The sequence below is a fragment of the Enterococcus gallinarum genome, from assembly GCF_021496385.1.
In the GTDB taxonomy this organism is placed as follows: Bacteria; Bacillota; Bacilli; order Lactobacillales; family Enterococcaceae; genus Enterococcus_D; species Enterococcus_D gallinarum.
On sequence record NZ_CP050816.1, the window covers coordinates 2,393,592 to 2,406,334 of the forward strand.

Here is a 12,743-nt window from a genome sequence, read left to right on the forward strand (position 1 = left end):
CGGCTCGCAGCAAATGAACCTGATCCGAGGTATATCCGCTCCCCATTCTATCATAAGTAAGATTATCTCGAAACGCCTCTGCATTAAAAGTAGTTAGAAGCAGATCTCACTGCTATCCGTTAATAAGAATACAATCGCATGCGCAAAATTTTAAAATCTTCACCGATAAATGGGAAATAGGCTTCATCCCCATTCAGGCGACGATTTGTCCGCCATTGCCCATCTTGTAGAACCCCCTCTTCTAAAGAAAGGATACCTAAAGGATTAGAACCCTGCTGCGCTTGCAGATCCAATGCGAAATTAGCACCGGTGAGATAGTAATATTCTTTGTGTTTAATGATCAGACCTGCGGAATTGATCATTTTGTCTCGAGAAAATAATTTGACTGCCCAGCGATCCTGTCCATTTTCATACACAATTTGGTTCTGAGCCCCTTCTTTTTTTAAATGAGAAGATTTGAGCTTCCTGATCTTGCAACAGTGGCTCAAGGGCGGTGATGATTCGATATCCTTGGTTTAAATGAGGCAGTGTATCGGAAGAATCAAAGGCGTCTTTCGCTAATCCTAACTGGGATAAAAAGCGGTAATCCTGACTAGTATCATCCGTTAGAAGATCTTCGATACCAAAAGGTGAATAGCCGATTGCTCCTTGACCAAAAGCATAAAATAGATTCGAAATATATCTTTTGTCAATTCGGGTTTCCGGAATTAACAATGGCTGATCATTTCCGTATTCCGCGATGATCGGTTTGATTTCTTCTTCGTAAATATCTGGGGCAATAAAATCCAACTGAGAGGCAATAACTTTCCAAACTTGCCAAGTGGTGGATACAGCGCCACCACTAGGATATTCTCCCGGCCGCCTGTCTGGCTTTTTGAGCCATACATTCGTAAATAACGGCAACGCTAAACGTTTTCTTGCAATCTTTGCATAGTCTTGGATTGCTGCGGCATAATGATATGCCATAAACACTTCATCCCAAAAGGGGACTTCTGACCATTGTTTAGCTCCGGGATAGAGGTTTCTGATTTCTTGCGGCAACGCCATCTGATAGACTTTTTCTGCTGCTGACGAATGATCACGACTAGTGCCAAGACTACCAATCTCGTTTTCAATCTGCACCATTCTGATAAAGGCCCGCAAAGGATGGCTTCCCAAGTAGTCGCAGATGGCGGCAAAGGCTGAATGAGCCTGTGCTATCACATCTTGACATAGCGGACTATAACTATTCATCTTGTTTCCGTCGCTATCCTCTATGCGAAAATATTTGGGATCCGTTTTGATCCATTCAGGAACATACGTGGATAAGCCATTCTTCCAAAGGCCAAACCACAAAAAAATCACATCGATTTTCTTCTCAGCGGCATTTTCCAAATGGGAATCAATTAATGAAAAATCAAACTGATTAGGCTGTGGTTCGATCAGCTCCCAATAAATAGGTATCAAAAGGGTATTGATCGCAACTTTGTCAATCTTGTCCCATACTTTTTCCTCCATGTAAGCGATAGATGAAGCAGTGGAGTTATGGACTTCTCCTCCTAGTATCAATTTTTGAGAATGCTGTCGTTGTTTCATCATTGTCCTCCTTTTTCTTCTCAGACAGATAGTCACGTTTTGATCGACTATCCCTCTCAGGTAGTTGCAAGCGTTTTTAGTCGTAATTCTATTATAGGAATCTTCTAAAATAAGGTATACTAAAAAAAGAGAATTCATACTAAAAAAACAGAAATGAGGTTTTTGATGAATCGAGCAGCACTAGAATCAATTGTGAAAAAACTCTACGATAAATATTTGATTCCTTTATTTATCTTCGATGAAAAACAGCAAGTGGTGATTCCTCGTAATTCCTTCATAACTGATAAACAAGTGGCGGAACATTTTTTCCTTACCAGCCAATCGACTGAATTGGATGTGGTGACGTTTTTTGAAGGAGATGACTTTTTTTTCAGCAGCTTTACTTGTGATCTACCAGATTCTTCAATTGGCAATGTGCTGATTGGACCTTGCGGGATATTAGGTACTAACAAAAGATCATTTCCTTTTCAAGGATATGATTACATTGCTGGGGTCCATTACTCGAAAGAAAGTCGAGAATCTTTTGTCGCTTTCGTTGAATTGTTTTACACGATCCTAAAAGGAGCCATCCCTGATGCCAACAAGTTTCGTTGGAGCGTTCCAGAGAAACAAGCAAATTCCAATACGTCCACCCTATTAGAAGAAAATCTTTATCAACGACGGTTAGAGGATCCTTATTTGGACTCGTTTGAATTTGAGAAACGTTACGTAGAGGCTGTACGCCGAAATCAACCCGAAAAAATTCTTTGGCTATTCCATAAAATGAGCAGCACCTACAGCGTCGAACTAGCAAACAACAAGCTAGAAAGTTTGAAATACAAGTATTCAGGATTGATTACCATTCTAACTCGGGTCAGTATCAATGAAGGCGTTCCGGTGAGTCAAGCCTATGGGTTATCCGATACACTACTCCAAAAACTACAAAATATTTATGACGTTCAGGAATGTTTGACCCATATTCAGGAAAGTACTTATCATTTCATGAGGTTGATTCATGCATTTCCTACCCAGAAAAGTTTTTTGATCAGAAGTCTCATCAATTACATTGATACGCATATTTACGATAAAATTACATTAAACAATTTGGCTGAATTTACTGAAAAACACCCCACCCATCTGAGCACAGAATTCAAAAAACATGTAGGCCAAACGATCCACACCTATATCAATCAGCAGAAAGTAGCGGAAGCAAAGCATTTGTTATTGTTTACTGATTATAGCTATAAAGAAATAGCTGCATTGCTTCATTTTTCGAATCAAAGCCACTTTATCCAAGTATTCAAGCAATTTGCGATCATTTCTCCTAAAGAATATCGCAAAAACTATTTCTCAAGTGTCTTTTGTTCAACTGACAGTTGATGGATCAACTTATAAACTCTCTCTAAACAAGGTTGTTAACCGTCTTTTTCTGTCCTCCATAAAAAAAGGAGTGGATTTCTCCACTCCTTAAAAGACTCATGTTTTGGGTTAACTACTGCTCACAGTAATTTTTTTGATAACAACGACTTATTTAACTAGGTCTGACCTTCGCATGCTATAGTGAGAAAAAAAGCTCTTCAGGCTATACGTTTTCCTATCATTGAATAAACATCCGCAAGAGCGAAATCAGATAACGAATCAATCGATAGATCAAAAACAAGAAAAACAGGTTACCTAAAATAAAGCGGAAGCCATTTCCAATGGAGGCACGAAACGAGCGGAAACTAAAGTAACGGGACCATTTGCTAAAAGTAGTTTGTCCATTTCTTCTAATGCGATAGGCTTCATCATAAGTATTCTCCAACATATCATAGTAAAAGATAAAAAGAGGTTGTTTAGGGAAAAATGCTTTTTTGAATCCTGCCATCAACGTGTACGTTTTATTAGCAGACGGAAAATTCCGATTGCCGTTTTTCTTGATTCGCACTTGCTGCCCGTTTTTATTTTTGGCAGCATAATAATCTTCAAATTCTACGATTTGATAAATGATCGGTTCGCTATTTTCTTGTTCAAATTCAGCAATTATTTGATCGACTTCTTGCCAACGTAGATAAAGCCAAGCAAACAACACGAGCAAAACAGCAATCAAAAACAAATTTAGTAGAAATCCCTCTTGGATCAGCGCTAGGTAAGCACAAATAATCAAAAGAGCGATTCCAACAACAATCATTCTTCGTTGGAAATAACTGCGATACATTTGTTCAAAAGATCGCCGATAATAGGCAAAGTCATCTTTTACAAAATTCATGATCGTCCCACTTTCTGTAAAGATTATTTGGTTCAATTTATCAATATCTTGTGAAAATGTCAATTTATCTCTCGAGTGATCGTTTTTTTATTTAAATAGAATCATTTTTCTTGACTTCTTATAGGCTACTCGGGTTAAAGTAATAGATAGGAAAACGCTTTTAAAAAAAATAGAAAGTTGGGAAACTATGAGTCTACTGAATGAAACATTCACACTGAAGAATCAAATCAAAATACCTAAGATCGGATTGGGCACTTGGCAGTCCTCTCCGGAAGATGCCTATCATGCGACAAAATTTGCTCTTGAAAACGGCTATCGTCATGTGGATACTGCTGCTGCCTATAAAAACGAAGCGGCTGTGGGCAAAGCCCTCCGAGATTCTGGTGTTCCTCGAGAAGAGATATTCGTTACGACAAAAATTCCTGCTGAACTGAAGTCTTTTCAAGAAGCTGTCGATAGCATCAAACGCTCAATGGCAGAGCTTGACACTGAGTATATCGATCTTGTTTTGATCCATGCTCCACGACCTTGGAAAATCATGCGGGATAATCCGGAGCAAAAAAAATATTTCGAAGAAAACATTGATGTCTGGAAAGCACTGGAAGAAGCGTATCAAAGTGGTTTGATCAAATCGATTGGTGTTTCCAATTTTGACCAAGATGACCTGCAAAATATTTTTGACCATTGCGATGTGAAACCAATGGTCAATCAAATCATTTATCATATTGGAAAAACAAATGAAGAGTTGCTGCAATTCTGTAAAGACAACGACCTTTTAGTGGAAGGTTATTCACCAATCGCGACTGGTCGCTTGCTGGATAATGCCGACATCAAGAAAATTGCCGAGAACTATCAACGCTCGATCCCTCAATTATCTATTCGTTATCTATTGCAAAAGGACATTTTACCATTGCCAAAATCCGTTCACGAAGAATATATTTTGGATAATGCAAAAGTTGATTTTACCATTTCCGATGAAGATATGGCCTTTTTAGATCAACTCTAAACGTCCCTAACGCAAAAAATCGCTCACCTGCAAAATGATCAACTTGCAGGTGAGCCTTTTTACGGTTGTTTTATACTAATTGTTCAAAGGTTCCCCAGACTTTCACGTCTTTTTTATCGACCATCACTTTTCCTTTAGCGATCACCGTTTCAACATCTAGCGTATCTTGATTCAACAGGCAAAGATCGGCATCCATTCCAGGAGCGATCCGGCCTTTTTGAGCCAACTTCAAAATCTTTGCTGGATTAGAAGTAATTGCACGCAATGCAATCTCCAAAGGAATCTGTTCTACTTGTACAGCTTCTTTGATTCCTACCATTAAAGCTCGGGAACTGCCTACCCCAAGCCCAATGAATTGATTGTTTTCATCAAAGTAAGGCAGACTTCCTTGACCATCCGATGTCATGGTGAATTGATCCAACCCGATACCTTCGTCTAACAAACGTTTTAGCCCTTTACTAAAGCGAACTTCATCATCTTCTCTTTCCCAAAAATCAGGATCTTCACTTGCGGTAAAATCGATGGTACCGCCCATTTTAGCAAAAGCGATACTTGCTTCAAACAACTCACTTGTCCGATTTGCATGAGTCGGTAAAAATTGACTAATAGGGATCTCAGTCTCCTCCACAGTTTGTAGCAAGAGTTCGTATTGTCGCTTGCCACCACCTAAATGCACATTGATGATCCCTGCTTTTCCTGAGAGCATGCCCCCTACTCGAGCATCTGCTACAGCACGAGTAAATTCTTCAAAACTAGGTTGTGAAGAACGGTGATCTGAGACCGCAATTTCACCAATGCCAATCACTTTGTCGATCGTCAAAAAGTCCTTGATCAATGAATCCGTCACTGGATCAAGAGGCAATCGATACGAACCGTCATAGACATAAGTCGAGATTCCTTCCGCTTCTAAACCTTTGGCTTTGCTGATCAATGCCACCATATCACGCCCAACACCATCGGTTCCTAAACAGCCGACAACCGTTGTGACTCCAGCAGTTGTCAGCTGGCTAAGGGTTACTTCAGGCGTTCGGTTCTGGTAGCCCCCTTCCCCGCCACCACCTAAGATATGGAAATGGCAATCGATGAATCCGGGTGTCGCAATCAATGAAGAACCATCGATTTCTTCGACAGTTAGTTGATCAAAGCCGCCACTGATTTGATCTTCGATGGCAACAATTTTGTCATTGATCACTAAAATATCTTTCTTTCCTAAATATTCTGGTGCATAAACTTCCGCTTGACGAATAAGTTTCATTCTCGCAGCTCCCCTCTTATTGCAGACCAATCGCTACAGCGATAAAGATAAAGATCGTACCTAACACAAACAGAAATCCTTGCATTTTAATTTGGAACTTCGCCCATTTTGCCCATTCGATTCGGGCAACGCCAAGCACACCGATCAAACTGGCAGATACTGGAGTGAATGCATCCATGAATCCGGAACCTAATTGATAAGCTAAAACGGCGATCTGTCTGGAGACACCCACAAGATCAGCTAATGGCGCCATGATCGGCATTGTCAATGCTGCTTGACCTGAGTTCGAAGTAACAACTAAATTAAATAAGCTTTGGAAAATATACATGAACCAAGCACCGATAAAGGCTGGCACACCGCTTAGCAATCCGCCGATGCTGTGTAGGATCGTATTCAACGCTGAAGGCACATTGGCATCAGAACCACCTAGAACAAGCAGGATTCCTTTTGCCATCCCAACAACAATCGCTGTTCCGGCCAAATCAGCTGCACCTGATTGAAAAGCACTTGCTACATCGTTCAAGCCCATGTCTTCTAACTTAAAGATCACAGCAATCAGGCCTGCACCTAAGCCCATCACGAAGAACTGTGAAGCAATTTCTGGAATATAGTACCCTTTTTGTGTTACTCCCCAGACGATCCAAATCAAAACTGCCAGCATTTCAAGCAAAATCAGTTTATGCCCCAAAAGAAACGGCTTGTTTTCATCAGATGTCTTCTGGATATGGTCGCGGAAATAGGCATCCGATTTGTAAGTCAATGATTTCTCCGGATTCTTACGAATACGTTCTGCATACACCATCAAATATGCAGCTGATAAGCCAGTAATGACTACCCACATGATAATTCGGAAAGTTGCCCCTGAAAGAACTGGGATACCCGCGATCCCTTGCGCAACCGCCACACTAAACGGACTCATCCAAGAAGTTGCATTCCCGATTTGCGAGGCCACATAGGTGACCGTTACCGCCACGATCGAATCATACCCAAGTGCGATCACAAATGGCACCATGACCATAGAAAAAGGAATTACTTCTTCCGCCATCCCAAAAGTTGCTCCTCCAAATGAAAAAGCAAAGAATAAAAGCGGTAAAGCCAATCGTTCTAATCCTCGTGTCTTACTGATAAAGGCAAAAATCCCAGCATCAATCGCTCCGGTCTTCATAATGATCCCAAATGCGCCACCGACTACTAAGATCAACGCAGCGATCCCCACAGCGGAACCATATTTATCTCCTGAAACCAATCCTTCAAACACAAAGTTCAAGAAACCAAAACCGCCAAAATCATCTGTTCCCCAAACCTTTGCTGTCTTATGAAGTTTTTCTGATGTATCATAGATTTTATCTCCATATAACTCATAAAGAACATCATCCGTTAGGGAGAGCTCATCGAGCTTTTCTTGATCAAGTTTCGACTCCCCTTCGTCTAGCACACTTTGCAGTGCTGCTTGATCGACACCCAATTCTTCTAGCTCTGCTGGATTTTCTTCTAAATTCTCTAACTGCTCGAAGACAAAATCGGTATTAAGCGGATACGCATAACGGAATGAATCTTGTTTCAAAACCGTTCGCGTGCTCACTTCACCATTTGCATCAACATATTCAATCTCTTCCGTACTGAATTTTCCGGCAGGAATCAGAAATGTCAATACCCATGCTACCAGCACTACGCCAAAAATGATCACATACGTGTGTGGCGTTTTCATTTTTGTTAAATCTTTTTTCTTTTTCACCAATTTTCTCCCTTTCACCTTATACATTGACTGCATAAATTATCATTTTCCATCTTTTTTAGTATAGCGGAATTTTGCCCTTTACTCATTGGGAAACCATTAGAATTTGTTGTAAATTCTAGCGAAATAAGCTAGGAGAACACTGATGTACCAAACAAGTAATAGACAAGAAAAAGTCTTCAAGACAGTAAAATATCTTGAAGACTTTTAGGTGATGCATCTTCTATTTATTCACACGTTTTGCGATCATTGGTAAAATCAGTCCAATCAAGATAAAGATGATCGGTGTGATGATATTCAATGACAATTGGAACAACCAAGCTTTTGGATCAGCAGCATAATCTAATTTTGGTACCATCCCTAAGATACAAGCAAATGCTGTAAATAAGAAACACCACAAACCAATACCAAAGCCTAGTTTTGTATTTTTAACAAACTTATAATCTGATGAGAATCGATGGGCTTGTTTATTGATCAGCATGAAGGCTACAAATACCCATAAGTAACGTAATGGCATCACAACCGAATTCAAGTTCAACAACCAGCGATACAATTCAGTCATATTTCCGATACCTAACGCAGGAATGATGATCAAGATGCTGACTAAGATCCCTGTCATGATATATCCATTGATCGGTGTACCTTTTTTGTTCAATTTTGCCAAACCATTTGGTACAAATTCTGGATCTGCATCAGAAAGCAAAATTTTCAACGGCGCATCAATAGAAAATGCTAATGCTGAAATTTGCGCTAATGCATTGGCGATCGAATAAAGAATCACAAATGTATTGCCAATCCCATAGAAATTGCCAAGACGTTGGAATGCTTCATAAGCGCCATTTACCATCAAATCTTTAGGAATATTGTTTGCATCGAACAGCATCCCCATTGCGATTGATCCTAGTAACGCACATAAAGCGACCATTCCAGCTAAAAAGATCATTCCTTTAGGAAATTCCTTGGCAGGGTTTTTCGTGTTATTAACGTAAGGCGAAATTTTTTCACAGCCACCTACCGCAAACACCAGCATCGAAATCGTCGTTAAGTAAGTAAAATCGAATTTAGGAATATAAGTTGAAACAGTTGTCATATTTGGTGTTGCTACTTGAGCTCCAGTCATCGCTGGTGCTGTTACTGCTAAAATAATAAATAAGATCGACATGACAAACATCGCTGTTCCGGCAATATTACCGATCATCTTCAATGTAGTCAATCCTTTAGATGCGATCCATAAAAAGAAAAGAAAAATAGCTAAACAAATTAATGAGACTTCCATTGATCCGACAGTCGATACGAAAGAGCCGTTTCCTTTAAATAACCAACTCAATGATACCAGGATCCCTTGTGGTTTTTGTGCGAGATATGGGACGTGAACGACCCAGTAAGTCCAAGCAGCGAAAAAGGCCAATCGTTTGGTTGAAGTTTCTTTGATCCAAGAGGATACACCACCGCTTGATTCCTTGAACGTTGATCCTAGTTGACCTACACTCAATGCGTAGGGAACAAAGTATAATGCCATGATCAAGATCCAAGATACAACAACAGTCAATCCCTGTTGTGCATAGTTGTTCACTACATTCCCGAGTCCCCAAACAGAGACAAACGCCATTAGCGCAATATTATACCAGCGCAATTGTTTCTCGTTCATTACTTTCTCCTTTAAACATATGATTTCAGTGATCGAACCGAATTCTCGAATGATCATGATTTCCATGTATCGAGCAAAGTTTATTTGTAAGTCGAATGAGCTGTCCACAACGCTTTTTCACTTCTAACGAACTTCTCGATAACTGTCATTAACATTGACCAGAAATTGAATAGAATATCATTTTTTTTGACCATTCATTTCGTTTCAGTCATCACCTCATTTTAGAATAAACCCCAAAATTATTTTGGTCAAGAGAAAATAATAACAATTTTCATCGTTTTTTAACAATGGGTTAAGCGATATATAAATAACGAGATAAAAACCATTATTTAGATTAAAATAACTTCTATTGCGTTCCGTTCCTTTACTGGAAATTAGCACCTAAACAAATTTTTTAGAAAAAAGATAAAACAGAATTTTGGAATTTTTCAGACTTTTAACTATTAATGATTAGAAAAATAATTTTATTCACGCAAGATATCCCCTTACACCACTCATCCCGCTAAACAAAGTGAACAGTAATAGAAAAAAACCAACTTATATTTTGTCTAGACTACAATAAAAACGATAACATTCGTCATAAAACTCTTTTAACTATTATTTAAAATAACAAAAAATCTTAATTAGATCAGTTTGATTGACACTTTCCGATCCTCTTAAGATTTTTTACGAGTACTAAAGGTAGCTCTTATTTATTCGAAGTATTTCCTAGTATCAATCTCGTCTTGTTGCAGTTGTTCAATCAAGGCTTCTGCGCCACTAAAAGCAACTTGATCTCTCAAAAAGTGGTGCCAGCGAATCGCAACAGTCTCTCCATAGATATCTTGATGGAAATCTAAAATATAGATCTCCACTGTTAATTGTCGGCCTTGACCAAAGGTATCATTATGACCAATCGATCCCATAGACGGATACCAGCGATCACCTACTTTAAGCTCGGTAACATAGACACCTTCTTTTGGCAGGCGCACTGTACTTTTGACTTTAATATTCGCTGTCGGAAAGCCAAGTTCGCGTCCCCTGGCATCGCCATGTACGACAGTTCCTTCAAACTCATAAGGATAACCTAACAGTCGATTGGCTTCTGCCATTTCTCCGTTCTGCAAAGCGGCGCGGATTCTTGTTGAGCTGACTTTCTCCCCTGCCAAAGTTTCCTTGGGAACGGTAATCACTTCAAAACGGCCTTGGGCATAAGAAGGTAAAAGTGCCATGTTTGCTGTCTCTTTCTTTCCATAGGTATAATCGAATCCAGCCACGACCACTTCCGCATGTAAACCTACCATGTATTGATCGACAAAGACTTGCGGCGCTAAATTTGCAAAAGCTGAAGTGAAATCCACTTCGTAAAGATAGTCGACTCCTAAATCAGCCATATGGGCTTCTTTTTGTGATAAGCTGGTTAGATATTGCATTGCCTCAGGATCCACTTTTTGAAAGACAATAGATGGATGCTGGTTGAATGTCATCAATGCCAGCTTCAATCCTTTTTCTTTTGCTGCTGCTTTTCCTGTTTCAATAACTTTTTGATGACCTAGATGCACACCGTCAAAAAAGCCTAGAACCAAAACGACAGGTTCTGATGGAATGACATCTTTATTATATGGATGACGTAGCTCGATAATTTCCATTCTTACTCTCCTATTTCTGTACGAATAACTTTCGCAGGTTTTAATAGCCCCTGTTTCCTTTGATGCGGCATATAGATACTAACGACTTTATCTTGATAAAACAATGCCACAGGTGTTGCAGGAGGTTCTTGAAGACCAAAACTACGATATGGCAAGGGCATGCCATTCTTGACATTCTGCCACAACTTCTCATCAATTGCAATTTTGGGAAACCCGCTTACCCCATATTCAATGGGCTGCAGCAACTCATTGATTCGCCCTGATTCCATTGCTTCACGAACTTCTGCAAGCGTAACAGATTGATCTTTGGTAAAGCCGCCGCTTGCTAACCGTGTCAAGTCAGACATATGAGAGGCTACTCCCAAAGCAGCACCCGTATCGACGGCTAACGTACGGACATACGTTCCTTTCCCACAGCTTACTTGAAACCGCCACGATTGGGTGCCACTTGTCTCATCAAAGATTGGATCGCTGATCCGCTTAAATGAATGAATCAAAGCTCGCCGTTTTGGACGCTGCACTTCTTCATTTGCCCGGGCATATTCATACAAACGTTTCCCATTGACTTTAACTGCGGAATACATTGGCGGAATTTGGGTAATTTCACCAGTCAAACTTGCCATTGCACGATCGACTTCTGCTGTAGTAAAAGGTTTTGCTAAAGGCGTCCTTTCAACAACTTCACCCGAACGGTCTTCGGTCGTTGTGGAAAAACCTAGCGTGATTTCTCCTGTATATATCTTTCCGGAATCCACCAAGTATTCCACGACTTTGGTTCCTTTGCCAATGCAGATCGGCAATACACCGTCTACATCAGGATCTAGGGTTCCACTGTGTCCGACTTTTTTTGTATGTAAAATTTTTCGTAGTTTAAAGACACAGTCGTGACTGGTTTGACCACGTTCTTTCCATAATGGCAAAATTCCATCCATAGTATCCCTCCGCTTCTTTTTCAACTTGACCATTATACCATATTCTAAAAAAACTTAGTATGGTCTTAAAGTCTTTCAGAATGATATTCGTTCATGATACACTTATATTATAAGGAGGTGCCACATGATTGTATTCGTTTGTTCATTGATTGGTTTCATACTTTTTTTATATTTGGTTCAACGTGGTACGCTGCAACAACAAGAGGAGGCACTGGCTTTATTTGTTATCAAGAGCCGAACACCTGCTTTAACACGGATGATGCTCTTTTTTACAAATTTCGGTAAAGCATTGCCCACGATCATCTTATTGTTATTGCTTTATGTTTTTCCAGCTACACAAACTATCCTAGCGCCGAAAGCAGCAGCGAGTGTCTTACTTGTCTCTGCATTCGCTTATCTGATTAAACGGATCGTCCGCAGAGAACGACCAAACGATCATCGGTTAGTCGAAGAAAAAGACCACAGCTTCCCTAGTGTCCATGCTGCTACTTCTGCCGCACTTTATGGAACTGCAGCGATGAATATGGCTTTTCTTTTGCCACCTGCTGTTCTGCCCATGAGCATTCTTGCGGTCCTGCTCAGTTTTATGATTGGGTTCAGTCGCGTTTATTTAGGGATCCATTTTTTGACAGATGTTATCGGTGGGTGGTTTTTAGGATTAGCAGTTGCTGCATTGATCACCATTTTGTTATGATTTTTGGCCTTGCACAGTATCTGTTTGATCATTATAGAATAGC

At 40.0% G+C, this 12,743-nt stretch carries 11 protein-coding genes; 3 read left to right on the forward strand and 8 right to left on the reverse strand.

The features are described 5' to 3' along the window. Positions 1-119 precede the first annotated feature (119 nt). Entirely contained in the window at positions 120-416 is a 297-nt protein-coding gene (locus HED61_RS11830) for a DUF5597 domain-containing protein (protein ID WP_234981391.1), read from the reverse strand. Next, entirely contained in the window at positions 409-1,575 is a 1,167-nt protein-coding gene (locus HED61_RS11835) for a beta-galactosidase (protein ID WP_234981392.1), read from the reverse strand. Before HED61_RS11835 ends, HED61_RS11830 begins: the two co-directional genes overlap by 8 nt. A gap of 165 nt (positions 1,576-1,740) precedes the next feature. Here HED61_RS11835 and HED61_RS11840 point away from each other — a divergent pair, with 165 nt between their 5' ends. Further along, the gene (locus HED61_RS11840; RefSeq protein WP_219645027.1) at positions 1,741-2,934 is read left to right on the forward strand and encodes an AraC family transcriptional regulator; all 1,194 of its coding nucleotides are present in this window, start codon (positions 1,741-1,743) and stop codon (positions 2,932-2,934) included. 217 nt (positions 2,935-3,151) lie between these two features. On the opposite strand, the gene HED61_RS11845 is transcribed toward HED61_RS11840, so the two are convergent. Then, the gene (locus tag HED61_RS11845) at positions 3,152-3,802 is read right to left on the reverse strand and encodes a hypothetical protein (protein ID WP_029486756.1); all 651 of its coding nucleotides are present in this window, start codon (positions 3,800-3,802) and stop codon (positions 3,152-3,154) included. A 187-nt stretch (positions 3,803-3,989) separates the two neighbouring features. Between HED61_RS11845 and HED61_RS11850 the strand changes: the two genes are divergently transcribed. Next, positions 3,990-4,808, forward strand: coding sequence for an aldo/keto reductase (locus HED61_RS11850; protein ID WP_029486755.1), 819 nt, complete (start codon positions 3,990-3,992; stop codon positions 4,806-4,808). A 70-nt stretch (positions 4,809-4,878) separates the two neighbouring features. On the opposite strand, the gene iadA is transcribed toward HED61_RS11850, so the two are convergent. From iadA to truB, 5 genes are all read right to left on the reverse strand, one after another. Next, on the reverse strand, positions 4,879-6,063 hold the full coding sequence (iadA, locus tag HED61_RS11855) for a beta-aspartyl-peptidase (protein WP_003126388.1): 1,185 nt from the start codon (positions 6,061-6,063) through the stop codon (positions 4,879-4,881). A 16-nt stretch (positions 6,064-6,079) separates the two neighbouring features. Beyond that, positions 6,080-7,771, reverse strand: coding sequence for a putative basic amino acid antiporter YfcC (gene yfcC / locus HED61_RS11860; RefSeq protein ID WP_227760841.1), 1,692 nt, complete (start codon positions 7,769-7,771; stop codon positions 6,080-6,082). Positions 7,772-8,021: 250 nt separating this feature from the next. Further along, on the reverse strand, positions 8,022-9,446 hold the full coding sequence (locus tag HED61_RS11865) for an APC family permease (protein ID WP_003126386.1): 1,425 nt from the start codon (positions 9,444-9,446) through the stop codon (positions 8,022-8,024). 692 nt (positions 9,447-10,138) lie between these two features. After that, positions 10,139-11,074, reverse strand: a complete 936-nt coding sequence (gene ribF, locus HED61_RS11870) for a riboflavin biosynthesis protein RibF (RefSeq protein ID WP_103299759.1) — start codon at positions 11,072-11,074, stop codon at positions 10,139-10,141. Positions 11,075-11,076: 2 nt separating this feature from the next. Then, positions 11,077-12,006, reverse strand: a complete 930-nt coding sequence (gene truB, locus HED61_RS11875) for a tRNA pseudouridine(55) synthase TruB (protein ID WP_219645026.1) — start codon at positions 12,004-12,006, stop codon at positions 11,077-11,079. Positions 12,007-12,130: 124 nt separating this feature from the next. Between truB and HED61_RS11880 the strand changes: the two genes are divergently transcribed. Continuing rightward, positions 12,131-12,700 carry a phosphatase PAP2 family protein gene (locus HED61_RS11880; RefSeq protein ID WP_219645025.1) on the forward strand — a complete coding sequence of 190 codons (570 nt, stop codon included), beginning with the start codon at positions 12,131-12,133 and terminating at the stop codon, positions 12,698-12,700. The last annotated feature ends 43 nt before the right edge of the window (positions 12,701-12,743 follow it).

What these genes read in the sequence shown, in the direction of transcription:
- HED61_RS11835 (WP_234981392.1), bottom strand. Translation starts at nt 1,575, where the DNA reads ATGAAACAACGACAGCATTCTCAAAAATTGATACTAGGAGGAGAAGTC.
- HED61_RS11840 (WP_219645027.1), top strand. Translation starts at nt 1,741, where the DNA reads ATGAATCGAGCAGCACTAGAATCAATTGTGAAAAAACTCTACGATAAA.
- HED61_RS11845 (WP_029486756.1), bottom strand. Translation starts at nt 3,802, where the DNA reads ATGAATTTTGTAAAAGATGACTTTGCCTATTATCGGCGATCTTTTGAA.
- HED61_RS11850 (WP_029486755.1), top strand. Translation starts at nt 3,990, where the DNA reads ATGAGTCTACTGAATGAAACATTCACACTGAAGAATCAAATCAAAATA.
- iadA (WP_003126388.1), bottom strand. Translation starts at nt 6,063, where the DNA reads ATGAAACTTATTCGTCAAGCGGAAGTTTATGCACCAGAATATTTAGGA.
- yfcC (WP_227760841.1), bottom strand. Translation starts at nt 7,771, where the DNA reads ATGAAAACGCCACACACGTATGTGATCATTTTTGGCGTAGTGCTGGTA.
- HED61_RS11865 (WP_003126386.1), bottom strand. Translation starts at nt 9,446, where the DNA reads ATGAACGAGAAACAATTGCGCTGGTATAATATTGCGCTAATGGCGTTT.
- ribF (WP_103299759.1), bottom strand. Translation starts at nt 11,074, where the DNA reads ATGGAAATTATCGAGCTACGTCATCCATATAATAAAGATGTCATTCCA.
- truB (WP_219645026.1), bottom strand. Translation starts at nt 12,006, where the DNA reads ATGGATGGAATTTTGCCATTATGGAAAGAACGTGGTCAAACCAGTCAC.
- HED61_RS11880 (WP_219645025.1), top strand. Translation starts at nt 12,131, where the DNA reads ATGATTGTATTCGTTTGTTCATTGATTGGTTTCATACTTTTTTTATAT.